We start from the raw sequence: 24,606 nt of genomic DNA on the forward strand, positions 1-24,606 counted from the left end.
CTCAGCTCAACTCCGCTCGGTCGTCGAGGTCGGACAGTCGCGCACCGGGCAGTCGGAGCAGGAAGTCGCGGTGCGTGGTGACGGCCTCGCGCAGTGCCGGGCTCCCGGCGGCGGCGAGTTCGTCGAGCAGACGGGCCAGCCCGTCGGCCACCGGGCGGCCGCCGAGCGTGCGCGGGACGGGTTCGTCGTGGGCGAGCTCGCTGAGCAGCAGCCGCCGGACGATCAGCGGGCCGTGCATCCGGTGCCAGGCGACGGTGACACGCCGTTCGGTGTCCACCAGGCGCCGTACCTCGTCGAGGTGCGCGGTGCAGAGCTCGGCGGCCCGGCGTCCGGTCGTGCTCCCGGCGAGGCGGTCGAGGACCTGGCGGGTCCGGACGGTCGGCGGGACGTGCGCGGCGGGGTAGGCGGCGGTCGGCAGGATCAGCGGCTCCCCGCCGGCGGCGAAGGACTCCGCGAGCGGGGCCGGCATCGAGGCGAGGACGGCGGGTTCGGGGTTCACCCGGCCGAAGCCCCAGCCGCTGTCCAGCTGGGTCGGCGGGACCGGCGGGACCGGGGGCAGGCAGGTGGAGGTGAGGTGGCCGACGATCGTGGTGTGGTCGAGGTCGTTGTTCGCCTGGAACATCAGGGCGATGACCCCGGCGACGTACGGCGCGGCCTGGCTGGTCCCGCTCATCGCGACCAGCAGGTCCGGGTGGAGGCCGCCGGACTTCGCCGAGTAGATCCGCCTGCCGGGTGCGCAGACTTCGGGCTTGAGCCGGAAGTCCGCGGTGGGGCCGCGGCCGGAGAAGGGGGCGAGCTTCCCGCTGGCCGGGTCGTAGGCACCCACCGTGAGGGGGAGACGGGCGGTGCCGGGGGAGCCGACGGTCCGGGTCGGCTCCTGGTCCGCGAGGACGAAGCGGGCGGGCTGCTCCGTCAGGCTGGGGTTGGTCCAGCAGTCGAACGGTGTGGCGGTGCCCTGGGTCTCGGTGAGTGTGACGGTCCACACCCCGGGGGCGATCTGGGGCGTGAGGGGGGCGACGGCCCTGGCCGGGTTGAGCTGGGCGACGATCCGGTTCTTGCGGTTCGGCTCGACCCCGACGTGCGAGGTGACGAACAGGACGTGCTCGGTCGGTCCCTGACCGACGGTCCGTCGCACGGACGGCGCGTTCGGGTTCGTGCTGGGGGTGACCGGGGCCATGGCCGGCCCGCCGACCGGTTGCGGTGGGGTGAGGGTGAAGTTCAGCCGCCCGGGCCCCGGGTACCAGAGGACCAGGAAGTCGGCCGCGGTGTCGCCGGACAGGATGTCCACCCCCCGAGTGACGCTGCCGCGCGCGGGAACGGTGCCGGACGTGTGCTGGCCCTCGGAGAACTGCGCGAGCTGGTTGGGCGGGGCCAGCCCGCCGGTGTTTCCCGCGATGAGCACGATCGACCGGCGGGTCGCCCCGATCAGCAGGTCGTCCAGCCCCTGCTCCTCGGGGGCCGTGCCGTCGTGCGCCGTTCCGGTCCCGAAGAGGCTCATGTTCAGCACGACGGGGGGCTTCGGAGTACCGGCCGGAACCCAGGGCTGTTCGAGGACGTACTTGGCCGCCCGGAGATCCTCGACGGTGTCGAACAGCGAGCGGACGATGGCGAGATCCGCCTCGTGGGCGATGCCGGTGATCCGGTCGGGGGAGCAGCAGCCCGGCAGGCCGATTCCCGCGGCGACCCCCGCGACGTGGCTGCCGTGGCCGTCCGGGTCGCGCGAGATGAAGGCCTGGGGCGGCGTGGGCGGCGGCGGTGCCGCGGCCAGGGCGGCGTTGATCTCGTTCGGGGTGATGACCCGCCCGCGGATGACGCTGACGGTGGCTCCGGTGCCCCCGGTGAGGGTGACGTCGGTCAGCCGGATCGGGTTGATCTGCGCGGTGTCGAACGGCGCCTTGATGAACTGCCCCTCGAAGTCGATCACCAGCGGCTGCGCCGGCAGCGGGCCGCCGGTGACGACCACGTCGCCCGGTCTCATTCCGCCGAGCGCGCTCAGCACCGACTGCGCGGTGGCGGCGGTCAGCGGGAGCGCCAGGGGGCCGGTCGCCTGGTCGGGCACCTGGCCCGGGGGCTTCCAGCGCAGGGTGATCGAGCCCCCGGTCGGATTGCCGGTGGGCGTGATCGTCTGGCGCAGCGTCATGTCGAGGAGCGACACGATCCGGGTGGTCCCGTCGAGCTTGCGGAACGCCGGGTGGAAGATGTCGATTCCGGTGTCGATCACGCCGACCACCACGCCGCGCCCCGTGAATCCGGGGGGAACGGTGGGGTCGTCCGAGGCGAACGGCGCACCGGGCGCACCGCCCCCGGCGCCGGTTGCCTCGGCGCCCGTGGCCTCGGCGCCCGTGGCCTCGGCGCCCGTGGGTTCGGGAGGCGGTGCCGCCGGTCCTCCGGGCCGGGTCGGTCGGCTGCCGTGGACGGTGATCACGTTGTCGAGCGCGCAGACCCGTTCGAGGTCCTCGGCGGCGACGGTGCCGGCCGCGACCCGGGCGGTGCGGAACTCGGTCCAGAAACCGGCCTCCTCCACCACCGCGAGGTCGCCGGTGAACTGGAGCAGGACCTTGATCCGTTCGGTCCGGTCCATCCTCGCACCGTCGTCCTCGTCCTCGCGGAGGGCGGCCTGCTTCAGTGCGTGCACGCGCGCGATCAGCGATTCGTCGAGCTTCGTGTACGTCATCCGCCACCTCGCAGCCGATCGTCGGACGGCGTTTATCATGAGCCCGGGAAAATCCACTGTCAATCAGTATTCTGCCCTGTTCATCTTGCTCGAAGGCGCGGTTCACCTGCGGCAATCGGCTCCGTATGCGAATCGATGGCAAAGATTCCGCTATTGAGTTCACTCGTTCGAGTCAATGGAATGATCGTCGATTCGAATAATCGAATGAATTATCAGGTGGTCGGTTTCCGCGGATTGCGCCCCGTCCGGTCCGGGCGCGGATGCGGGAGCGCGCCCGCGGGCCTAGCGTGGCCCCATGGAGCTGTTCCCCCCGATCCCGCTGTCGTCCTGGCAGGACTCCAAGGCGACGGTGCACCGGTTCGCCCAGGTCGTCGGCAAGGTCCGCCTGGCGTACAGCGTTCGGCGCAACCACTGGTGGAACGTCCCCTACTACCTCACCGGGCGCGGCATCACCACGCGCCCGATGGCCACGGCCGACGGGAGCGGGACCTTCTGCGTCGACTTCGACTTCGTCGACCACCGGCTGCTGGTCTGCTCGTCGGACGGCCGCCGGGTCTCGTTCCCGCTCGCCGGGCAGTCCGTGGCGTCGTTCTACCGCCAGACGCTCGACGCCCTCGCCACGGTCGGCGTGCCGGCGTCCCTCCCGAACCCGCACCCGTTCGACCTGCCCGACGCCGGCCGGCCCTTCACCGAGGACACCGAGCACGCCGCCTACGACCCGTTCTGGGTCAACCGGTACTGGCAGGTGCTCGGCCAGGTCAACCTGGTCCTGGAGGAGTTCGCCGCCCGCTTCTGCGGGAAGACCAGCCCGGTGCACCACTTCTGGCACACCTTCGACATCGCCGTCACCCGCTTCTCCGGCCGCCAGACCGACCAGCCCGAGAGCGTCGACCCGGTGACCCGCGAGGCCTACTCCCGCGAGGTCATCAGCTCCGGGTTCTGGTTCGGCGACGACGCCTTCCCCCGGCCGGCCTTCTACTCCTACGCGGCGCCCGAACCCGCCGCTCTGGCCGACCGCCCGCTGCGTCCCGACACCGCCCGCTGGGTCGAGCGCGGCGGCAGCCACCTGGCCGTCCTGGAGTACGACGACGTCCGCGGCGGCGGTGACCCGCGGGCCGCGGTCCTCGACTTCTACGAGTCCGTGTACCAGTCCGCGGCCCACCTCGCCGACTGGAACATCGGCGGCGAGGCCTCGCCCGGAGGCATCACCGACCCGCTGCTCGCCCCGGGGCCTACCGCGCGGTGAGGCGCCGGCCGAGATCCTCCAGGTAGGGCGTGCCGTAGGCGTCCGCGAGGTCGTCGAGGTCGATCATCGGGGGGATGTCGATCACGGGCTGGCGTTCGACGAGGAAGGCCACCGTCTCGTGGACGATCCTGGTCTCGTCGGCGCCGGTGATCTGCGGCTGGTCGAGGACGCCGTCGGTGACCCGGATCCGGGTCTCGGCCTCGGCCGCGCCCTCGCGGACCCGGACCAGGTGCTTGTGGTCGCCCAGGGGTTCGACCTGGATCTCGACTGCCATGGCGGTCTCCGCCTCTCCACGTGTCCGGGGCCGTGCGGCCCCGACTGCAGGGATGCCAACGCCCGATCGGCGCTGCGCCGGTGCCGGCTGCACGCACGCCCGGTCGGCGCGTCGGCGGCGGCGGTGCGCGCGGGCGGGGCGTCCACGCGCTGCCGACCGGTTGCCGACACCCTGCTGGTCTCCTGCTCGCGCTCGCCGGGCCGGCTGGGCGGGGGCGCGGGCGAGGGCCCCGACGGCGCCGTCACCCGGCGGCGGCCTCCTCGGCGGCGGCCTCCTCGACGATCCGCCCGTCGCGCAGCTCGACCACCCGGTCCGCGAGCTCCATGAGGTTCGGGTCGTGCGTGGCGACCAGCACGGTGACGCCCTCGCTGCGCACCACCGCGCGCAGCAGCTCCATGATCGACCGGCCGGTCTCCGAGTCCAGCTGGCCGGTCGGCTCGTCGGCGATGATCAGGTCCGGCTCGTTGGCCAGCGCCCGGGCGATGGCCACCCGCTGCTGCTGGCCGCCGGACAGCTCGCCGGGGCGCTGGTTGGCGTGGTCGGCCAGTCCGACCAGCGCCAGCAGCGTCCGGGCGCGCTCCTCGCGCTGGGCGGCCGGCACCTTGCGCAGCCGCATCGGGACACCGACGTTCTCGGCGGCGGTGAGCACCGGGAGCAGACCGAAGGACTGGAAGACGAAGCCCAGCCGGTCCCGGCGCAGGGCCAGCCGGCCGTCCTCGTCCAGGCCGCCGAGGTCGGTGCCGTCCAGGGTGATGGTGCCGCCGGTCGGGCTGTCCAGGCCGCCGACCAGGTTGAGCAGGGTGGTCTTGCCGGAGCCGGACCGGCCCTTGAGGGCGGTGAGCTCGCCCCGGCCGATGGTGAAGGAGACGCCGCGCAGGGCGTGCACGGCCCGTTCGCCGGTCCCGAAGCTGCGGTGGACGTCGGTGACGGCCACCATGGGAGCGGTCACGGTGGCGGCCGGGTGCTGCGTCATTCGGCGTCCCCCCTGGGTATTCCATTGAAGTGTTCATGGCTTGGCGCGACCACGTCTGACGTGCCGTCAGGCATGGTCCGGCAGTGGTTCGGAGCATTTGTTCACTACTTTCATCCTTCGCGCAAGTCCCTTCCTTTCCTTGACCGGATCTGACAGCATCGTCCGCTATCCGGTGATCAAGCGCCGGTGATCATCATGCGGCGCCACCACGGGCGCCCAGCCGCGCAGGGAGGCGTGCGCCCGGTACGGGCGACGCGGCGCGGACACCAGGAGGACCGGGGGAGGAACGGGATGCTCGGCTTCGTCGTGCGCCGTCTGCGCGGGCGACTGCCCCTGGCCGCCGCAGCGCTGCTCACCGTACTGATCACGACGGCGGTGCTCACGGCGCTGGTCGCCTTCCAGCGCACCGTCGGCGAGGTCGGACAGCGCCAGGCCCTCCAGGGCCGGGGCCACCCGAGGACCACCGTGGTGGTCAACTCGGAGCACGGGCTGGGCCAGCGGGCCAAGGACGACGCGGCGGTGGGCGACTACGCCCGCGCCCTCTTCGGCGACCTGCCGACCGAGACCCGCGGCCTGTCCCGCAGCCGCTCCTACGGCCTGCCGGGCGCCCCGGGGGCTGCCCCGACGGGCAAGCCGGCGGGCACACCCGCTGCCCCCCAGTCCGCCGCCGCCCCCGCGAGCCCCGCCCCGGCGGCCGGCAACCAGCCCGGAGCCCAGCCCGGAGCCCAGCCCGGCACTCAGCCCGGCCCGGCCAAGGACGACGACCTCACCCTCCTCGCCGCCCTCGACCGCCAGTACACCCAGCTGCTCGCCGGCAACTGGCCCGTCCCCGCCGCCTCCGGCACCCCCGGCCCCGTCCAGGCCGCCGCCCCGCAGGCCGCGCTCACCCGCCTCGGCCTCACCGCCGACGCCCTCCCCGCCGAGGTCCGGCTCACCGACCGCTACGGCGGCGCCCCGCTCACCGTCCGGATCACCGGCGTCTACCGCGCCACCGACCCCGCCGACCTCTACTGGCGGCTCGACCCGCTGCAGGGCCGCGAGGTCCTGGTCGGCGGATTCACCACCTACGGCCCGCTGCTCGTCGACGACACCGCCTTCACCGCCGCCGGCATCCCGCAGAACGGCCGCAGCTGGCTGCTCGACGCCGACTTCACCGGCGCCGGCGCCTCCGCCGTGGACGCCCTGCGCGGCCGGATCACCCCGGCCGGCGACGACCTCAACAAGAACGGCGGGCTGATCGCCCGCACCGACCTCGCCGACCTGCTGCGCGAGCTGGACTCCAGCGCCATGGTCGCCCGCTCCACCCTGCTCATCGGCGCCCTCCAGCTGATCGTGCTGGCCGCCGCCGCCCTGCTGCTCGTCGTCCACCTCATCGCCACCCGCCAGCAGGCCGAGAACGCCCTGCTCGCCGCCCGCGGCGCCTCCGGCCTGCGCCTCGGCGCCTTCAGCGCCACCGAGGCCCTGCTGCTCGCGCTGCCCGCCGCCCTGCTCGCCCCGCTGCTCACCCCGCCGCTGCTGAGCGTCCTCGGCGGCTTCGGCCCGCTGCGCCACGTGCCGCTGGACACCTCGCTGCGCTGGACCCTGTGGCCGGTCGCCGTCGCCTGCGCCCTCGGCTGCGTCCTGCTCGCCGCCGTGCCCGCCCTGCTGCGCGGCGCCGGCGCCGCCGTGCTGCGCCGGGCCGGCAACCGCCAGGCCCTGGCCGCGGGCGCCGCCCGTTCCGGCGCCGACCTCGCCCTGCTCGCCCTGGCCGTCCTCGCCTACCAGCAGCTCTCCCAGTACAGCGGCGGGCTGTCGCCGGACGCCGACGGCCGCCTCGGACTGGACCCGGTCCTGGTCGCCACCCCCACCCTCGCCCTCGGCGCCGGCACCCTGCTCGCGCTGCGCCTGCTGCCGCTCGCCGCGCGCCTCGGCGCCCGGATCGCCGCCCGGGGCCGCGGTCTCGGGCCCGCCCTGGTCGGCTGGCAGCTCGCCCGCCGCCCCGGCCAGGCGGGCGGACCGGTCCTGCTGCTGGTGCTCGGCGTCTCCACCGGCGTCCTCGCCCTCGGCCAGCACGACACCTGGAACACCTCCCAGCAGGACCAGGCCTCCTTCGCCACCGCCGGCGGCCTGCGCATCCACAGCATCCACACCGACCCGCTCGGCCAGGGCAGCCGGTTCGCCGCCCTGCCCGGCGGCGACCGGATCGTCCCCGTCAGCCGCCAGGAGCAGTCACTGCCCGACAACGGCCACGGACAGATCCTCGCCCTGGACGCCGCCGCCTTCGCCGAGCGCGTCCCGGTCCGCTCCGACCTGCTCGACGGACAGGACCCGAAGCGGCTGTTCGCCCCGCTCGCCGAGAACGCGCCCACCGGCGCCGCGGCCGGAATCCCGCTGCCCGGCCGTCCGCAGCGCATCGAGGCCGAGGTCACCTTCACGCCGGACGCGCGGCGGCCGTCCCCCGGCGAGGCCCTGCCGCCGCCGGTCAGGGCCCCGGACGTCTGGCTGCTGCTGCGCGACCGCCACGACATCTCCTTCGTCGTCCCGCTCAACGGCATCCCCGCCTCCGGCGAGGGCCGGGCCACCGCGAACCTCGCCGGGCTCACCGACGGCGGACGCAGCTCGGTGTCCGCGCCGCTGACCGTCGTCGGCGTGACCCTCTCCTTCGGCCCCACCGACGGCGGCACGCTGACCGTCCGCCGGCTCGCCGCCGCCGACGACGCGACGTCCCCCGCCGTGCCGGCCACCGTCCCCGCCGGCTTCGACTGGGCCACCACCGGCGACGGCACCGACCACGACGCCCACGTGGAGATCCTCCCCGGCGGGGCCGGCGACCGGCCGCTGCTGGGCGCGCGCTACTGGTCCGTCACCGGCAACCGCGGCACGCAGCGCGCCGCCATCACCCCGGCCGGCGCCAAGCCGCCGACCGAGATCACCGGCGTCGCCACCCGCGGCTACCTGGCCGCCACCGGCTCCGGCGTCGGCTCGACCCTGCGGGTGCCGTTCGGCCTCGCCACCGTGCAGGTGCGGATCACCGGCGAGGTCGAGTCGCTGCCCGTCGCGGGCGGCACCGCCCTGCTGGTCGACCTGGGCACCGTCGGCCGGGCGCTCGCCGCCACCGGCCGGGAGACCCCCATCCCCACCGAGTGGTGGCTGCCCGCCGCCGGCCCGGACGACCAGGCCCCCGCCCAGGCGGCCGCCGCCCTGCGCGCGGCCCCCAGCGCACCCGGGCTCCAGCTCCGCGACGAGGTCGCCGCCGATCTGCTCGGCGACCCGCTGAGCGCGGCCCCGCAGAACGCGCTCGCCGCCATCGCCCTCGTCACCACGGTGCTCGCCGCGATCGGCTTCGGCGCCGCCTCGGCGGCCGCCGCGGGCGAGCGCTCCCGCGACTCCGCGCTGCTGCTGGCCCTCGGCGCCCCCAGGCGCCGCCTGATCCGCACGGCCACCGCCGAGCAGGCCGTCCTGGTCGGCCTCGGCACGGTCGTCGGCCTCGCCCTCGGCGCTCTGATCGTGCGGCTGATCGTGCCGCTCGTGGTGCTCACCCCGACGGCCCGCCGCCCCGTCCCGGACGCCGTTGTCGACCTGCCGCTCGGCACCGCCGTGCTGCTGGCCGCCGCGATCGCCGCCGTCCCCCTGCTCTCGGCCCTGCTCGGCGGACGCCGCCGGCGCGACGTGGCCCAACGCCTGCGGCACCTGGAGGAGATGTGACCAGCCCGGCCGGATCCGAGGCCCCCCGGCCCGCCGACGCCGGACCGGAGAGCGCCCACCGCCCCGCGGCGTGGGTGCGCACCCGGCTGCGCGCGACCCCGCTCGCCGCGCTGCTCACCGCCGTGCTCGCGTTCGGCACCGTCTTCCTCGCGGCGGCCTTCCCGCGCCTGCTGGACCGCACCGCCGACCAGGGCCTGCGCGAGTTCCTCCGCGACCGGGGTCCGGCGGCCACCAGCATCTTCGCCACCGCCGACCTGCGCGGGGACGCCAAGGGCCTCGACGAGGCCGCCGCCCTGCTCACCGCGCACACCGGCGACACCTTCCGCGTCGCGCCCGGCGGACCGGTCTACGGCAGCCGCACCGGCAAGCCGCGCTCCCTCACCAACCCGGGCCTGGCCAGGCCCGAAAAGGCCGACCCGGTGATGGACCTGTTCTACCTGCAGGGCCTGCGTGACCACGTGACGCTCGCCGAGGGCAGCTGGCCGGGCGCCCCCTCGCCGGACCAGCCGGTCCAGATCGCGATCAGCCGCGACGTCGCCGAGACCGTCCGCATCCACCTCGGCGACATCCTGGAGACCTCCTCGGCCACCAGCGACGACGAGGCGCCCCGGGCCCTGGTGGTCGGCATCGTCGACGTCGCCGACCAGAGCGACCCCTACTGGAGCGACCTGTCCTGCCTCAGCCGGGCCTGCCTCAACTACACCACCGGCAAGGAGCCCGCCGCCTACTGGCGCACCGCCGGACTCGTCGACGGCTCCGCCCTCGAACGGGTGCGGACCTGGCAGACCGGCGCGCAGGACTTCTGGCGGCTGCCCGTCGACATCGACGCCCTGCGGGCCGACCGGCTCGCCGAGACCGACCGGGAGGTCGCCTCCTACCTCACCGGACACACCGCCAACGCGCTGGCGAACGCCACCCAGCGCCCCGGCCTGCACATCACCTCCCCGCTGCCCACGCTGTTCCGCCAGGCCGGCGAGCGGCAGGAGGCCGCCGCGCCGCTCGCCGCGATCGGCCCGGCCGGCCTCGCCGGCGTCGGGGTGGTCGTGCTCTGTCTGGCCGCCGCGCTCACCGGCGACCGGCGCGCCGCCGAACTGCGGCTGCTCCAGGCCCGCGGCGGCTCGCGCTCCGGCGTCCTGCTGCGGCTGCTCGGCGAGGGCGCGGTGACCGTCCTGCCGGCCTCCGCCCTCGCGACCGCGCTCGCCCTGTGGCTGCTGCCCACCCCGCGCTGGGGCAGCGCCCTGCTCGCCGCCACGGCCGTCACCCTGTTCACCCTGCTCGCCGTCCCGCTGCGCGCCGCCCGGCTCTGGTCCCGCCCCCGGCCCGGCGTGGGCCGGCGCCGTCTGGTCGGCGAACTCGCCGTCCTGGCCCTGACCGTCGCCGCCGTGGCGGAGGTCCGCCGGCGCGGCGTCGCCACCGGCGGCGAGGGCGCCGACCCGCTGCTGGTCGTCGCCCCGCTGCTGCTCGCCCTCACCGGGGGACTCCTGCTCGCCCGCCTCCAGCCGCTGCTGGTCGGCGCGCTCACCCGGGTCGCCGCCCGGCGCCCGGGCGCCGTCGGGTTCCTCGGCCTGACCCGCGCCGCCCGCGGCACCGGCGAACGCAGGGGGTCCTCCGTGCTGCCGCTGCTCGCGCTGCTGCTCGCCGTCACCACCGCCGGCTTCGGCGCCACCGTCCTGGGCGCCGTCGACACCGGGCGCACCCGCGCGGCCCGGCTGAGCGTCGGCGGCGACGCCTCCGTGGTCGTCCCGGTCGGCGTCACCATCCCGCCCGCCTTCGCCGAGGCCGCCGCCGCGCTGCCCGGTATCCGGGCCTCCGCCCCGGTCTGGGCCGACACCGAGGTGTTCGTGCTCGGCGCCAACGGCACCACCCGGGTGTTCGCCGTCGTCGCCGACCCCGCCTCCTACGCCGAGATCTCCCGCTCGCTCGGCCGCGGCGCCTTCGACCCCGCGTTGCTGGCCGGCGGCACCGGCGGACCGGACACCCCCGTGCCCGTCCTGGTCTCCGCCGCGCTCGCCAAGCAGCTCGGCAATGGAGACACCCACCGCCTGCGCCTGCCGAACGGCGGCGAACTGCTCACCGCCACCGCCGGCACCGTCGACGCCACCCCCGCCCTCCAGGGCGAGGACCGCCTGTTCGTCGTCCTGCCGGCCGCCCCGGCCGTCGCCGTCGCCCCCGAACTCGGCCGCGCCAACCTCTGGCTGGCCACCGGCTCCGTCGACCAGGACGCCCTGCGGAGCCTGGTGCGCGAACGCATCGCCAGCGACGCCGAACGCGCCACCCGCGCCACGATCGCCGGGTCCGGGGCCCAGGGGGACGCCCTGCCGACCGGCTACACCGTGCGCACCAGCGCGGCCGTCGTCACCGAACTCGCCGACGACCCCCTCCAGGACTCCGCCGCCCGGCTGTTCTGGGCCGCCGTCCTCGGCTCCGGCGCGCTCGCCCTGCTCGCCGTCCTGCTCACCCTGGTCCGCGCCGCCCCCGAACGCACCGCCCTGCTCGCCCGGCTGCGCACCATGGGCCTGCGCCCCCGGCAGGGCCTGGCCCTCATCCTGGTCGAGACCCTGCCGCAGACCCTGGTCGCGGCGGTCGGCGGCGGCCTCGTCGCGCTCGCCGCGGTCGCCCTGCTCGGCCCGTCCTTCGACCTGTCGATCCTGGTCGGCGCGCAGATCGCGCGCGGCCTGCCGGTCGACGTGCCACCGGTCGCGCTGCAGACCGCCGGCCTCGCCGCCCTGGTCGCGGCCGGCGTCGTCGCCGAGGCGCTGATCGCCGGCCGGCGCCAGATCGCCACCGAACTACGGGCGGGGGACCAGCGATGACGCCCCCGCGCCCGGCCGAATCCGACACCACCACCACACCAGCTCCGACGAGAGGAGAGCCGCGGTGAACGGCAGCGCCCAGGACCAGCAGACCGCCCCGGTCCCCACCTTCCAGGAACTCCAGGAGCGGGCGCGCGCCGCCGCGGCCGGGCCCAGGAGCGCCCACGGCGCGGACGCCGCCATCGTCTGCGACCGGCTGGTGCGCATCTTCAGCGCCCAGGGCGTCGAGGTGCAGGCCCTGCAGGGCCTCGAACTGACCATCCGCCAGGGTGACCTGGTGGCCCTGGTCGGCGCCTCCGGCAGCGGCAAGTCCACCCTGCTGACCATCCTCGCCGGACTGGACGTGCCGACCGCCGGCACCGCGACCGTGGCCGGCTGCGACCTGCTGGAGATGTCGCCCCGCGAGCGGCTGCGCTACCGCCGTGAGGTGGTGGGCTTCATCTGGCAGCAGACCGCCCGCAACCTGCTGCCCTTCCTCACCGCCGCCGAGAACGTCGCGCTGCCGATGCAGCTGCGCGGCGGCCGGCGGACCAGCGGCGGCGGGCGCCGGCAGGCCGCCCGGGTCGCCGAGCTGCTGGAGGCCCTGGAGATCGGCGAACTCGCCCGCCGCCGGCCGAGCGAGATGTCCGGCGGCCAGCAGCAGCGGGTCGCGATCGCGGTCGCCATGGCCAACAACCCGCCGGTGCTGCTCGCCGACGAGCCCACCGGCGAGCTGGACTCGGAGACCGGGGCGAGCATCTTCGAGGCCTTCCGCACCGTCAACCGCGACCTCGGCGCCACCGTCGTCATCGTCACCCACGACCCGATGGTGGCCGGCGAGGTCCGCCGCACCGTGGCCATCCGCGACGGCCGCACCAGCAGCGAGGTGCTCCGCCGCACCCTCACCGACGAGCACGGCGAGGAGTCGGTGAACGAGACCGAGTACGTGATGCTGGACCGCACCGGCCGCGTCCAGCTGCCGGCCAAGTTCCTGGAGGCCCTCGGCATGGAGCACCGCGTCGCCGTCGAACTCGCCCCCGACCACATCGCGGTGCGCCCCGACGACCTCGAAGGGCACTGACGGCGGCCCGCTCCGGTGCTGGAATACTGGACCGCAACGTTCCGCGGTGGCGACAGGTGGTGAGGGCGGCCGATGAGCAGCCGGGTGAGGGTGCTGAGGAAGCAGAACCGGCTCAGCCTGGAGGCGTTGGCGGCGCAGGTCGGCGTCACCAAGAGCTACCTCTCCAAGGTGGAGCGCGGCCTGAGCGACCCGTCGATCTCCACCGCGCTCAAGCTCGCCCACGCCCTGAACGTGGACGTGGGGCGGCTCTTCTCGGACGAGGTCGAGCCCGAGCTGGTCACCGTGGTGCGGGCCGGTGAGCGGACCCCGATGGCCGCGGGGACCGGCCCGGGGAGCACGCGCTACGAGGGCATCGCCACCGGGCTGGCCGGCAAGCAGATGGTGCCCTTCATGATGCACCCGCCCCTGGAGCCCGCCGGGGCGCCGTTCAAGTCCCACGCGGGCGAGGAGTTCCTCTTCGTCCACGAGGGCACCGCCGAACTGGAGTTCCCGGAGCGGACCGTCGCGCTCGCGCCGGGCGACAGCGTCTACTTCAACGCCGCCCTGCCGCACCGCTGCCGCTCCACCGGGGAGCGGCCGGCCGCGATCCTCGTGGTGATCCACGACGACCCGGCCGGCCCCGGCGAGCGCGTCCCGACCCTGCCCTGACGCCGCCCGCCCTCGACCGCCGCCCCCGCCCTCGACCGCCGCCCCCGTCCTCAGCGGCGGTGGCGGCGGGCCCGCAGGTACTCGCGGGCCAGCAGCCGCAGCGCGGCGGGCTTGGCGGGGCCCGCGGAGCGGTGCAGGAGCGCGCCGAGGTCGGCGCGCGCGGCGGCACTGGTGAGCGTCTCCACCTCGACGACGCAGCGGACCATCGGCCGGTGCGCGGCCGGGGCCAGCCCGATGACCGCGCGGCCCTCGGCCAGGGTGCGCTCGGCGGTGTCGAGCAGTTCGCCGAGCAGGGCCCGGACGGCGGGCCGGTCACGGGCCTGCTCCAGATCGGCCCGGGTCACGCCGTGCCGCTCCAGGGTCCGCGCGGGGATCGTCAGCCGGCCCTCCGCGAGGTCCTCGGCGAGGTCGTTGACGAAGTCGAGCCGCTGGCTGCCGTCGATGAAGGTCCGGCAGGCGGCCCGGTAGGCGCGCTGGTCGCCGGGCGGGCCGAGCAGCGCGGCGACGACCATGAAGCCCGGCAGCGAGTAGCCGTCCACGTAGCGCTGGTAGTCCTCCTCGGTGTCGAACCCGGTGAAGTCGAGGTCGGCGTCCGCCGCCGCGAGGTACTCCAGGACCCGCTCGCGCAGTACGGGGTGGGCCGCCGCGCTGTGCAGCAGGGGCCGCAGCCCGGGGTCGTCGGTGCGGCCGTCGGCGAGGCCGTCGGTGACCTCCCGCCGCCACCGGGCGGCCGCCTCCCGGCGGCCGGCCTCCGGCCCGCTGTCGAGCAGGGTGTCCGTGCGGTGCATGAAGGCGGCCGCGGCGATCACGTGCGGGACGGTGCGCTCGGGCAGCAGCAGTCCGGCCGCCACCGCGACCTCCCGGCGGTACCGGGTCACCTGCTCGCGCTGCCGCCCGTACTCCGCCCGCAACCCGGGCTCCCGGACCCCCGCCGCGTCCAGCGCCCGCTCCCACCTGCCCACCTGGCCCACCGTTCCCTTCGTGTCGGAAGGCACGAGCCTAGACAGTGCGCCGCCCGGACACCCATTCGGAGTCCGGGCGGCGCGCGGGGCGGGGCTCAGGCCGTGGTGGCGAGCAGTTCGGCGAGGCGGGCGGTGCCGGGCTCGTCGAGGGGCAGCAGCGGGCGGCGCGGGGCGCCCGCGTCGAGGCCGAGCAGGGCCAGGCCGGCCTTGACGGTGGTGGGCAGGCCGCCGCGGAGGATGAACTCCAGGACGGGCAGCTGGCGGTAGAAGACGTCCCGGGCGGTGTCCAGGTCGCCGGCGCGGACCGCGCGGTGGAGCGCGAGCACCGGACCGGGGATCAGGCACGGGGCGGCGGTGCACCAGCCGGCCGCGCCGGCGGCGAAGGCCTCCAGCGCGAGCGGGTTGCTGCCGTTGTAGAACGGCAGCTCGCCGTCGGTGAGCTGGGCGAGCCGGTGCATCCGCTGCACGTCGCCGCTGCTCTCCTTCACCATGGTGATGTTCTCCACCCGCCGGACCAGCGAGACCATCAGCTCGGGGGAGAGGTCGATGCCGCTGGTGGCCGGGTTGTTGTAGATCATCACCGGGACGGAGACGGCGTCGGCGACCTCGGTGAAGTGCCGGACCACCTCGCGTTCGTCGAGCTTCCAGTAGGACTGCGGCAGCACCATCACCGCGTCCGCGCCCGCCTGTTCGGCGAACCGGGCGCGCCGCACGGCGTTGCGCGTGGTGAGGTCGGCGACGCCGACCACGGCGGGCACCCGGCCGGCGACCGCGGCGAGCGCGGTCTCGGCGGTGGTGTACCACTCCTGATCGTCCAGGTAGGCGCTCTCGCCGGTGGAGCCGAGCGGGGCGACGGCGTGGCAGCCGGCGTCGATCAGCCGCTCGACGAGGGCGGTGAGGGCGGCGGTGTCGACCCCGCCCGCCTCACCGGGGGCGAACGGGGTCACCGGGTAGGCGATGATCCCCTCCAGGACGCGTCCGGCCATCTCAGGCACCTCCCTCGGTGCGGGCGCCGGTGGCGGTGAGCGCGTCGCCGTGGCCGGCCCGCAGGGCCCGGCGGGCGTAGTAGGCGAAGTTGGCCTGGCTGCGCTTGGGGGTGGAGGTCCAGTCGTGGGCCTCGCGGGCGAGCGCCGCGGGTATCTCCTGGATCCGGCCGGCCGCCGAGGCGAGCAGCTGGAGCCGGGCGGCCCGCTCGAAGAGCACGGCGAGGGTGCAGGACTCCTCGACGCCGCCGGTGGCCACCAGCATCCCGTGGTGGGCGAGCAGCAGGGCGCGCTTGTCGCCGAGCGCGGCGGAGATCAGTTCGCCCTCCTCGTTGCCGACCGGGATGCCGGGCCAGCTGTCCAGGAAGGCGCAGTCGTCGTACAGCGGGGTGAGGTCCATGTGCGAGACGACCAGGGGCGTCTCCAGCATGGAGAGCGCCGAGATGTGCGGCGGGTGGGTGTGGATGATGCACGAGACGTCGGGCCGGGCCCGGTAGACCCAGCTGTGGAAGCGGTTGGCGGGGTTCGCCATCCCCTCGCCCTCCAGCACCTCCAGGTCCTCGTCGACCAGCAGCAGGTTGTCCTCGGTGATCTCGTCGAAGCCGAGTCCGAGCCGCTGGGTGTAGTAGGTGCCGGGGCGTTCGGCGCGGGCGGTGATCTGCCCGGCCAGTCCGGAGTCGTGGCCGGCGTCGAACAGGATCCGGCAGGTGAGGGCGAGTTTCTGGCGGATGGTCCAGCCGTTGTCGGGGATGGCGGTGCGCATCCTGCGGTGCGCGAGGTCGACCAGGTCCGCCTTGGCGGTGGCCATGGTGTCGGCCATGACGGGTTCTCCTTCGTCCGGGTGGACGGCGTGCCGCGAGGCCCGGGGGCGGGCGGCACACCGGTGTCCGGCGGCCGGGGGACCGGTCGACGAACACGTTGTTCACCATAGGACACCTTGTGTCCTGCTGTCGACGGCGGAGCCCCGGCCGGGTGCCCCCGGGCGGCGTGGGGGCCCGTCAGCTCCCGCCGCCCGTGCGGCGGATCAGCCCGGAGCGCTCGGCGTCCGAGCGCAGGTCGCCGCCGGGGGCGTCCTGGTCGCCGCGGTCGCCGCGGGCCGCGGCCGTGCAGAGGGCGAAGACGAGCAGGGCGCTCGCCGCCGCGGCGAGGATGCCCAGGGCGGTCAGGACGCGGAGCCAGGTCACGGAAGGTGCCTCCAGGGGGACGGCGCGAGGAAGTTCCGCCGGTGATATCGGCAGACCGGCCCGGTGGGTCGAGTGCCCACGGGCGGTTCCGGCGGGCGGCCGCCGCGCGGACGGTCGCGTGCGCGGGCGGTCGAAGCGCGAACGGCGTGCGCTAGAGCGGGGCGCGCGCCGGCCCCGCCGGCACCAGCCCGGTGTGCGTCGCCGCCCCGGCCCCCGCCGCCTCCGTCACGCCCAGCCCTCCACCCGCCGCGCCGCACCCGGTCCACCCGATCCGCGCGGGTCCACCGGGAACTGACGGCCTCTCCCTCTCACGAACCGGCGACCACCCTAGGGCGCCGGGACCGGCGGGGGGATTCGGAGGGTCTCGTTCGGGTGAGGTCCGGGAGGGCGGCACGGGGCACGCGGGTCCGCGCGGCGTCCGGTGCCGGGGAACCGCGCGGGGGCCGGGCGGCGTGGGTTGTTATCGTTCCGGGTCGGACACGGACGGGACGAGAGGGCAGCATGGACAGGTCGGCCGTCGCGGACGGGGCGGGGGCGGCCCCACCGGGTGCGGGCCCGACGGCGGGAGCGGGGATGGAACCGCGGGGCCTGGTGGACCTGCGCGGCGAGCACGGCGCGCCGTTCGCCGTCCACTACCCGGCCGACGCGGTCGTGGTGGTCTCCGGACTGCCCGGCAGCGGCAAGAGCACCCTGCTGCACCGCTGGTCCGCCCGCGCCCCGCACGCCGCCACCGTCGACCCGCGGGCGGTGCACGAGGCCTGCGCCGCCGTGATGCCGGACCGCCTGCCCTACGCGGTCTACCGGCCCTGGGCGCGGCTGGAGCACTTCCGGCTGCTGCGCCGCTCGGTGCACCGGGGCGGCCCGCTGCTGGTGCACGACTGCGGCAGCCGGGCGTGGATGCGCCGCTGGCTCGCCCGCGAGGCGGGCCTGCGGGGGCGGGAGCTGCACCTCGTCCTGCTCGACGTGGGCGAGGCCACCGCCCTGGCCGGTCAGCGGGCGCGCGGCCGCTGGGCCTCGCGGCGGGCCTTCGCCCGGCACCGGCGGGGCCTCGGCCGGCTGCTCACCGCGCTCACCGCGCACGCGCGCGGCGCCGCCGCGACGCCGGTTCCGGAGGCGGTGTCCGTCCTGCTGCTGGACGGCGCCTCCCGTTCGCGGGCGGCCGAGGCGAGGTTCGGCGCCGGCGCGGCGGGCGGCTGAGCGGGCAGGCCGGACGGCGCGCGGTTGACGCGGATGCGGGTCGGCCGGGGAGACTGGGCCCGGAAACGACCCTGCCGACCCGTCAGCCACGAGGGAGTACCCCCGTTATGTCCGGCCGCACCGCCGTCACCGACAGTCTCTGGTTCCGCCGATTCCACCCCTTCGACGCGGCGCCGGCCCGGGTCGTGATGTTCCCGCACGCCGGTGGCTCGGCCGGGTTCTTCCGGGACTGGTCGGCCGCGCTCTCGCCGTACGCGGACGTGCTCGCCGTCCAGTACCCCGGCCGGCTGGACCGGATCGGCGAGCCGGCCGTCGACGTGCTGCCCGAACTCGCCGAGCGCGTCTACGCGGCGCTGCGGGCGTGGGCCGACCGGCCGCTGGTCCTGTTCGGGCACAGCATGGGCGCCTCGGTCGCCTTCGAGGTGGCGCGGCGCTTCGAGCGCGACGGCGTGAGCGGCCCGGTGCGGCTGTGCGTCTCGGGCAGCCGGGCGCCGTCCGAGCCCCGCGACTCCGCGGTCCACCTGCTGCCCGACGAGGGGCTGCTCGCCGAACTGGCCCGGCTCGGCGGCACCGACGCGCGGCTGCTGGCCGACCCGGAGCTGCGGGCGCTGATCCTGCCGTCGCTGCGCGGGGACTACACGGCGATCGAGACCTACCTCGCCGGGCGGGGGGAGACCGTCGCGGTACCGGTCACCGCGCTGACCGGCGACGCCGACCCGCGGGTGACGGTGGAGCAGGCGCGCGACTGGGCCGGGCACACCACCGCCGCCTTCGACCTGCACGTCTTCCCGGGCGGCCACTTCTACCTGACCCACGAGCGCGCGGGCGTCCTGGAGGTCGTGACGTCCCACCTGCGCGCCTGACGGCGCCGGACCCCGGCGGTCGGCCGCCGGGGTCCGGCCGCGACGGCCCGGCGTGATCCGAAACGAGGAGTCAGGGCGCGTCCGGCGTCGCGTCCCCGGCCTCGGGCCGGCAGTCGGGCGGGGGCCAGGAGAGGCCGGGATCCATGGCCTGCAGCATCCGGAGGCAGATGCGGCGGAGCTGGTCGAGCTGCTCCGGGTCCAGGGGGTCGACGACGAGTGAGCGCACCTGCTCCACGTGGCCGGGGGCGCTGCTCACGAGCTTGTGGAAGCCGTCCTCGGTGAGGAAGGCGTTGGTGGCGCGGCCGTCGCCCGGGCAGCGCTCGCGGCGCACGTAGCCCTGCGCTTCGAGCCGCTTGACCACGTGGGACAGGCGGGAGAGCGAGCCGTTGGCGAGGACGGCGAGATCGCTCATGCGCAGCATGCGGCCGGGGGCGTCGGAGAGGCCGGCCAGGACGAGGTATTCGAACTGGTTCAGGCCGGAGTCGACCCGCAGTTGGGCGTCCAAGGCGGCGGGCAGCTTGATGATCATCGCACTGAACGCCTTCCAGGCCTCCAGTTCGGGCGCGGTGAGCCAGCGCGGTTCGTCCCTGTCCATGGCGACCACTCTAGAACCCGATCATTCACACGATCGAATCGGTAGAAAGCGATCTAAAGAAGCCAAATATTGGCACGTTTGTGACAACGGGTCATGCGTAAAGCCTTCCCCAAGCGCTCGCCGTTCTGGCATGTTGCGTTCAATCCCGTGTGATCCCCTCCCGCACGGGTCGATCGGAGGACGCACGTGTCACCCCTGATATCCCGGCGAGTCGGCCGCCCCACCGCCGCGCTCGCCCTCCTCGCCGCCGCGGCCCTGGCCGCTCCCGCGACCCTGGCCACCGCGGCGCCCGCCGCCCCGGCCGGTACCGCCCCGGTCGCGGCCGCCCCCGCCGCGCAGGCCCCGGCCGCGGCGAGCGCCCCGCAGGCCCCGGCCGCCTGGGCCGCCGGGACCCGCGCCTACCTGGTGATCAGCGCCCCCGCCGACGTCGCCGCCGCCAAGGCCGCGGTGACCGCCAACGGCGGTACGGTCTTCGCGAGTTACGACGCGATCGGCGTCGTCGTCGCCCACGCGACCGCCGGCACCTTCGCCGCCGCGGTGCGCGCCGTGCCCGGCGTCCAGCAGGTCGGTGCCACCCGCACCTCGGACGTCCCGGCCGACGCCTATAACCCGGCGCTGCCGGCCAATCCCGCGCAGTCGGCCACCACCCTCACCGAGACCAACCGCTGGGACATGACCCAGATCAAGGCCGACCAGGCCTGGGCGGTCTCCACCGGCTCGTCCACCGTCAAGGTCGGCGTGCTGGACACCGGCGTCGACGACCAGCACCAGGACCTCGCGCCCAACTTCGACGCCGCCGACTCGGTCTCCTGCGCCTACGGCAAGCCCGACACCCGCGCCGGCGCCTGGCGCGACGTCGACACCCACGGCACCCACGTCGCCGGCACCATCGCCGCGGCGAAGAACGGCAAGGGCGTCGTCGGCGTGGCCCCCGGCGTCCGGATCGCCTCGGTCCGGATCGCCGAGCCGAGCAGCACGCTGTTCTTCGCCGAGAACACCGTCTGCGGCTTCGTCTGGGCGGGCGACCACGGCTTCAAGGTGACCAACAACAGCTACTACACCGATCCCTGGCAGTTCAACTGCCCGGACAACCTGGACCAGGCGGCCATCATCGAGGGCGTCCGCCGCGCCCAGGAGTACGCCGAGGGCAAGGGCTCGCTGCAGGTCGCCGCGGCCGGCAACTCCACCTACGACCTCGCCAACAAGACCACCGACAGCGACAGCCCCAACGACTCGACCAAGGTCACCCGGACCATCACCAACGCCTGCCTGGACATCCCGACCGAGCTGCCGGGCGTGGTGACCGTCTCCGCGATGGCCAGCGGCTCCGCCAAGGCCTCCTACTCCAACTACGGCCGGGGCGTCATCGACGTCGCCGCGCCCGGCGGGGACGGTGCCACCGGCGTCTACTCCACGCTGCCCGGCGGCAGGTACGGCACCAAGAGCGGCACGTCGATGGCCTCCCCGCACGTGACCGGCGTCGCGGCGCTGCTCGCGAGCGCCAACCCCTCGGCCACCCCGGCCGACCTGCGGGCCAAGCTCGCCGCCCAGGCCAACGACGTGGCCTGCCCCGCGTCCGACAGCCGCTGCACCGGCACCACCGCCGTCAACGGCTTCTTCGGCGAGGGCCAGGTCGACGCGCTCAAGGCGGTGGGCGGCGGCACCCCGCCGACCGGCAAGTACTTCGAGAACCAGACCGACGTGGCGATCACCGACAACGCCACCGTGGAGAGCCCGATCGCCGTCACCGGCGTCGGCGGCAACGCCCCCACCGCCCTCAAGGTCGGCGTCGCCGTCAAGCACACCTACCGCGGCGACCTGGTCCTCTCCCTGGTCGCCCCGAACGGCACCGTGTACCTGCTGGAGGACTTCGCGAACAGCGACAGCGCCGACGACGTCAGCAAGACGTACACGGTGAACGCCTCGGCGAGCCCGGCCGACGGCACCTGGAAGCTGCGGGTCAAGGACGGCGCCTCCGGCGACACCGGCACCGTCGACGCCTGGAACCTCACCTTCTGATCCCCTTCTGATCCCCGGACGGCCGCCCCTGCGACGGGCAGTGCGGAGGGGCGGCGCGGACGGCCCCGGCGCGGCGCGCGCTTCACCCGAGTGCGCCCTCCACTGCCCTGGTTCGTCTACCGATGAACCAGGGCAGTGGGGCGTTCCGGCGGTGCCGACCCTCGCGCCCCCCGGCCGCAGAGAGGACCGTCCGTTGACCGACGACATCGCCTACGCCAGGATCCACCCCGCCATCGGCATCGCCCGGGTCGGCAACAGCACCCGCGACGACGGCTGGTTCTACGGGCCGGAGGTCCCGGACCCGCCCGCCGGGCAGCCCGGCTTCTACAAGGACGAGCAGGGCGCGATCAAGCGGCAGGCCGCCCGCTTCCGGATCTACGGCTACACCGCGGACGGCCGGGCCGTGCGCGAGCTCACCCTCGCCGACCCGAAGGTGACGATCGAGTGGTCGGTCCACGTGGCCAACAAGAAGGCCGCCTGGTACGAGTTCAGCCTTCCGCTGGACATCCCCGACATGAAGGACAAGCCCGAGCCCCGCCGCAACGCCACGATCAAGGACGCCGACCGGGCGACCCTGGTCATCGACCCCGGCCCCAAGACGCTGGTGGCGGGAAGCAAGACGGTCGTGGAGTTCACCGGCGGCTCCTTCCTCGGCACGCCCGTCCCGCTCGGCCGGATGCACACCGACGAGGCCGGCCGCCTGGTCGTCCTCGGCGGCGTCGGGAAGTCCCGCAACCCCAGGGGCGGGGGACTCCACAACTACGGCAACAACGACGGCTGGTGCGACGACACCTCCGACGGCCCGGTCGGCGCCACCGTCACCGTCGACGGCAAGGCGCTGCGCGTGGACCCGGCCTGGGTGGTGGTCGCCCCGCCCAACTACGCGCCCGACGTCAAGACCGTGCGGACGCTGTACGACGTGCTGTACGACCTCTTCGTCGCCGGGGGCCAGCTGGAGCCGCCCAAGACCGTCAACTTCGACCGGGACGTCAAGCCGATCCTGCACCGGTTCTGCGAGCTCCAGTGGGTGAACAAGGGCTTCGCCACCCACTTCGGCTTCGGCGGACCGGAGCACTTCCTCGCCCCCGACCACCTCGCCAGGCTCGGCAACCCCTCCGAGGCCTACCAGGAGCTGCGCCGCCAGGTCTACACCTCGCTGCGCGACCCGAAGCGCGACGGCATCTCCCCGGTGCCCTGGCCCTGGATCTACGGCGACGGCATGCGGAGCACGCCCGCCCCCACCGCACTGCTCCAGTACCTGACGCTGTCCCCGACCCAGGACAAGATCCTGCTCTCCTGGATGCAGGGCACGTTCGAGACCACGCCCTGGCCGGGCTTCCCGCAGCACCTGCCGGACGCGCCGGTCGCCGACCAGCCCGGCCTGCTGGACCGCGCCGCCCTCGACTTCTGCCTCGGCGACGCCTTCCATCCCGGCTGCGAGGTCACCTGGCCGATCCGCTACCGCTCGATGTACAGCGAGCCGCTGCGCATCCGGGTGCGCCCCGCCGGGACCCTCGAACCGGACTACGGCGACCACCTCACCCAGGCGCGGGCGCTCGGCGCCGACGGCCCCCTGCACCAGTCCGGCCCCGGCGACCTGACCCGCTGGATGGCCGTGCCCTGGCAGACCGACACCGCCAGCTGCCGCTCCGGCTACGAGTCCGTCCACAACCTCGGCCCGCGCTACGACCCGTACCTGCCGACCTTCTGGCCCGCGCGGGTGCCCAACCACGTCCTCAAGGAGAGCGACTTCCGGATCGTCAACAAGGAGATCACCCAGACCGACGAGGACGGCCGCGAGGCGGCGTTCGCGCGACGGGCCTCCTGGCTGCGCGGGCTGAAGGGCACCCCCGACGAGCAGCTGGCGCAGGCCGCCGCCGAGTGGGACAGGTTCGGCGTCGTCGAGGTCCGCAAGTACACCGTGGGCGACGGCCGCTTCCCGGAGCGGATCCAGGTCGAGTCCGTCCCCGGGTTCCCGCTCGAAGGCGTCTCCGACAACCGCAACCTGGTCGCCATCCACGTGCCCGCCGCGACCGCCGCCGAGGAGGTCCTGGTCGCCCAGACGGCGAGCGCGGTCCTGGAGCACACCGGCCTGTCGGGCGAGGACGTCCTCATCGGCTACTTCGACAAGATCGACCCCTTCGGCCACGACGCCGGGGAGCCGGCCGAGGGCGGCTCGTGACACCGGCGTACGACGTGGTCGTGGTGGGCGGCGGTCCGGCCGGTGCGGCCGCCGCCCTCGCGCTGGCCGGCCGGGGGCGCGGCGTCCTGCTCGCCGACGCCCCCGGCGGGCCGCCGGCCGTCGGCGAGGCGCTGCCCGCCGCCGCCCGGATGCTGCTGCGCGACCTCGGCGCCGCCGGCAGCGTCCCCGGCGACGGGCACCTGCCCTGCTACGGCAACCGCTCGGTGTGGGGGTCGGCGGAGCCCGCCTCGGTCGACGGCATCCTCGACCCCCACGGGACCGGCTGGCACCTCGACCGGCCGCTGTTCGACCGGCGGCTGCGCGAGGCCGCCGAGGCCGCCGGGGCGCACCTCCGCCCGGTGACGGCGCGCCCCGCCGGGCGGCACGCCGACGGCGGCTGGACGCTCGCCCTGCACGGCGCGGACCCCGCCACCGAGGTCCGCTGCCGCTGGGTCGTCGACGCCACCGGCCGCCGGGCCGCCGTCGCCACCCCCCACGGCGCCCGCCGGATCCTCAGCGACCGGCTGGTCGCGCTGCACCTCGTGCTCGCCCCGGGGGACGGCCCCGCGGACACCACCACGCTCGTCGAGGCCGTTCCGGACGGCTGGTGGTACACCGCGCCGCTGCCGGGCGGGCGGCTGCTGCTCGCCGCCTTCACCGACGCCGACCTGCCGGGCGCCCGCCCCGACCCGGCCCTGTTCCGGCGCCGGCTCGCCGCGACCGGACCGACCGCGGCCCGCGCCGCCGCCCACCCGTTCCCGCCGCACGCCTCGCCCGTCCGCGCGCCGGCCCACACCGCCCGCCTCGACCGTGTCCACGGTGACGGCTGGACGGCCGCCGGGGACGCCGCGGCCGCCTTCGACCCGCTGTCCTCCCAGGGCATCCTCACCGCCCTGTGGAGCGGCCGCGCCGCCGGCCTCGCGGTGGACGCCCACCTCGCCGGCGACCCGCACGCCCTCGGCCGCTACACCGCCGGCGTCACCGGAGTCGTCGCCGCCTACCGGCGCAACCGCACTACCTACTACGGCCTCGAACAACGCTGGCCCGCCCACCCCTTCTGGCACCGCCGCCGGTCGCCCGGGCCCCGTCCGCCGCGCACGCCGGTCCCCGTCCGGGAGCGGGCGGAACGGGGAGGCAACCCGTCCGGCGGATGAGGCGTCCCGTCGGCCGGACGGCCCGCGCACCGCCGCGCCCCTCGGCCGGTGCCCGACCGAGGGGGCCTCGTCCTCGTCCGCACCGGCCGGCCCCG

18 protein-coding genes are annotated in these 24,606 nt (G+C 75.4%); 10 read left to right on the forward strand and 8 right to left on the reverse strand.

The features are described from left to right. Window position 1: 1 nt before the first annotated feature. Window positions 2-2,674 carry a S8 family serine peptidase gene (locus tag ABT093_RS02935; RefSeq protein WP_350559520.1) on the reverse strand — a complete coding sequence of 891 codons (2,673 nt, stop codon included), beginning with the start codon at window positions 2,672-2,674 and terminating at the stop codon, window positions 2-4. Between the two features lie 295 nt (window positions 2,675-2,969). On the opposite strand from ABT093_RS02935, the gene ABT093_RS02940 reads away from it, so the two are divergent. Next, on the forward strand, window positions 2,970-3,920 hold the full coding sequence (locus ABT093_RS02940) for a DUF5996 family protein (protein ID WP_350559523.1): 951 nt from the start codon (window positions 2,970-2,972) through the stop codon (window positions 3,918-3,920). Here ABT093_RS02940 and ABT093_RS02945 read toward each other — a convergent pair. Together ABT093_RS02945 and ABT093_RS02950 are read right to left on the reverse strand one after the other, a co-directional pair. Next, window positions 3,907-4,194, reverse strand: a complete 288-nt coding sequence (locus ABT093_RS02945; RefSeq protein WP_350559526.1) for a hypothetical protein — start codon at window positions 4,192-4,194, stop codon at window positions 3,907-3,909. The genes ABT093_RS02940 and ABT093_RS02945 overlap by 14 nt on opposite strands. A gap of 241 nt (window positions 4,195-4,435) precedes the next feature. Next, window positions 4,436-5,167 (reverse strand): ABC transporter ATP-binding protein, encoded by a 732-nt coding sequence (locus tag ABT093_RS02950; RefSeq protein WP_350559529.1) that lies wholly within the window; start codon window positions 5,165-5,167, stop codon window positions 4,436-4,438. A gap of 291 nt (window positions 5,168-5,458) precedes the next feature. Here ABT093_RS02950 and ABT093_RS02955 point away from each other — a divergent pair, with 291 nt between their 5' ends. The 4 genes from ABT093_RS02955 to ABT093_RS02970 all read left to right on the forward strand — a co-directional run bounded on the left by ABT093_RS02955 (window position 5,459) and on the right by ABT093_RS02970 (window position 13,372). Further along, the gene (locus ABT093_RS02955) at window positions 5,459-8,851 is read left to right on the forward strand and encodes an FtsX-like permease family protein (RefSeq protein WP_350559532.1); all 3,393 of its coding nucleotides are present in this window, start codon (window positions 5,459-5,461) and stop codon (window positions 8,849-8,851) included. After that, window positions 8,848-11,664, forward strand: a complete 2,817-nt coding sequence (locus ABT093_RS02960; RefSeq protein WP_350559535.1) for an FtsX-like permease family protein — start codon at window positions 8,848-8,850, stop codon at window positions 11,662-11,664. The genes ABT093_RS02955 and ABT093_RS02960 overlap by 4 nt, the downstream gene beginning before the upstream one ends. A gap of 64 nt (window positions 11,665-11,728) precedes the next feature. Then, window positions 11,729-12,724: an ABC transporter ATP-binding protein gene (locus tag ABT093_RS02965; protein WP_350559538.1), complete on the forward strand. Its 996-nt coding sequence runs from the start codon at window positions 11,729-11,731 to the stop codon at window positions 12,722-12,724. A gap of 72 nt (window positions 12,725-12,796) precedes the next feature. Beyond that, window positions 12,797-13,372, forward strand: a complete 576-nt coding sequence (locus tag ABT093_RS02970; RefSeq protein WP_350559541.1) for a helix-turn-helix domain-containing protein — start codon at window positions 12,797-12,799, stop codon at window positions 13,370-13,372. Window positions 13,373-13,422: 50 nt separating this feature from the next. Here ABT093_RS02970 and ABT093_RS02975 read toward each other — a convergent pair whose 3' ends face one another. The 4 genes from ABT093_RS02975 to ABT093_RS02990 form a co-directional block, all read right to left on the reverse strand. Then, on the reverse strand, window positions 13,423-14,367 hold the full coding sequence (locus tag ABT093_RS02975) for a phytoene/squalene synthase family protein (RefSeq protein ID WP_350559544.1): 945 nt from the start codon (window positions 14,365-14,367) through the stop codon (window positions 13,423-13,425). Window positions 14,368-14,429: 62 nt separating this feature from the next. Further along, window positions 14,430-15,320: a dihydrodipicolinate synthase family protein gene (locus ABT093_RS02980; protein WP_350559547.1), complete on the reverse strand. Its 891-nt coding sequence runs from the start codon at window positions 15,318-15,320 to the stop codon at window positions 14,430-14,432. Between the two features lies 1 nt (window position 15,321). Then, on the reverse strand, window positions 15,322-16,137 hold the full coding sequence (locus ABT093_RS02985; RefSeq protein ID WP_350559550.1) for an aldolase: 816 nt from the start codon (window positions 16,135-16,137) through the stop codon (window positions 15,322-15,324). Window positions 16,138-16,315: 178 nt separating this feature from the next. Then, window positions 16,316-16,501, reverse strand: coding sequence for a hypothetical protein (locus ABT093_RS02990; RefSeq protein WP_350559553.1), 186 nt, complete (start codon window positions 16,499-16,501; stop codon window positions 16,316-16,318). 573 nt (window positions 16,502-17,074) lie between these two features. On the opposite strand from ABT093_RS02990, the gene ABT093_RS02995 reads away from it, so the two are divergent. Both ABT093_RS02995 and ABT093_RS03000 read left to right on the forward strand, forming a co-directional pair. Next, complete coding sequence (locus ABT093_RS02995; RefSeq protein ID WP_350559556.1) at window positions 17,075-17,698, forward strand: AAA family ATPase; 624 nt, start codon at window positions 17,075-17,077, stop codon at window positions 17,696-17,698. Window positions 17,699-17,805: 107 nt separating this feature from the next. Continuing rightward, window positions 17,806-18,561, forward strand: coding sequence for a thioesterase II family protein (locus ABT093_RS03000; protein WP_350559559.1), 756 nt, complete (start codon window positions 17,806-17,808; stop codon window positions 18,559-18,561). A gap of 70 nt (window positions 18,562-18,631) precedes the next feature. On the opposite strand, the gene ABT093_RS03005 is transcribed toward ABT093_RS03000, so the two are convergent. Continuing rightward, the gene (locus ABT093_RS03005; protein WP_350559562.1) at window positions 18,632-19,156 is read right to left on the reverse strand and encodes a MarR family winged helix-turn-helix transcriptional regulator; all 525 of its coding nucleotides are present in this window, start codon (window positions 19,154-19,156) and stop codon (window positions 18,632-18,634) included. 195 nt (window positions 19,157-19,351) lie between these two features. Here ABT093_RS03005 and ABT093_RS03010 point away from each other — a divergent pair, with 195 nt between their 5' ends. From ABT093_RS03010 to ABT093_RS03020, 3 genes are all read left to right on the forward strand, one after another. Next, window positions 19,352-21,175, forward strand: coding sequence for a S8 family peptidase (locus tag ABT093_RS03010; RefSeq protein WP_502884112.1), 1,824 nt, complete (start codon window positions 19,352-19,354; stop codon window positions 21,173-21,175). A 193-nt stretch (window positions 21,176-21,368) separates the two neighbouring features. Further along, window positions 21,369-23,357, forward strand: a complete 1,989-nt coding sequence (locus ABT093_RS03015) for a LodA/GoxA family CTQ-dependent oxidase (RefSeq protein WP_350559565.1) — start codon at window positions 21,369-21,371, stop codon at window positions 23,355-23,357. Then, entirely contained in the window at window positions 23,354-24,511 is a 1,158-nt protein-coding gene (locus ABT093_RS03020) for a tryptophan 7-halogenase (protein ID WP_350559568.1), read from the forward strand. The genes ABT093_RS03015 and ABT093_RS03020 overlap by 4 nt, the downstream gene beginning before the upstream one ends. Window positions 24,512-24,606: the final 95 nt, after the last annotated feature.

It is taken from the genome of Kitasatospora sp. NPDC002551 (genome assembly GCF_040296005.1).
Taxonomy (GTDB): Bacteria; Actinomycetota; Actinomycetes; order Streptomycetales; family Streptomycetaceae; genus Kitasatospora.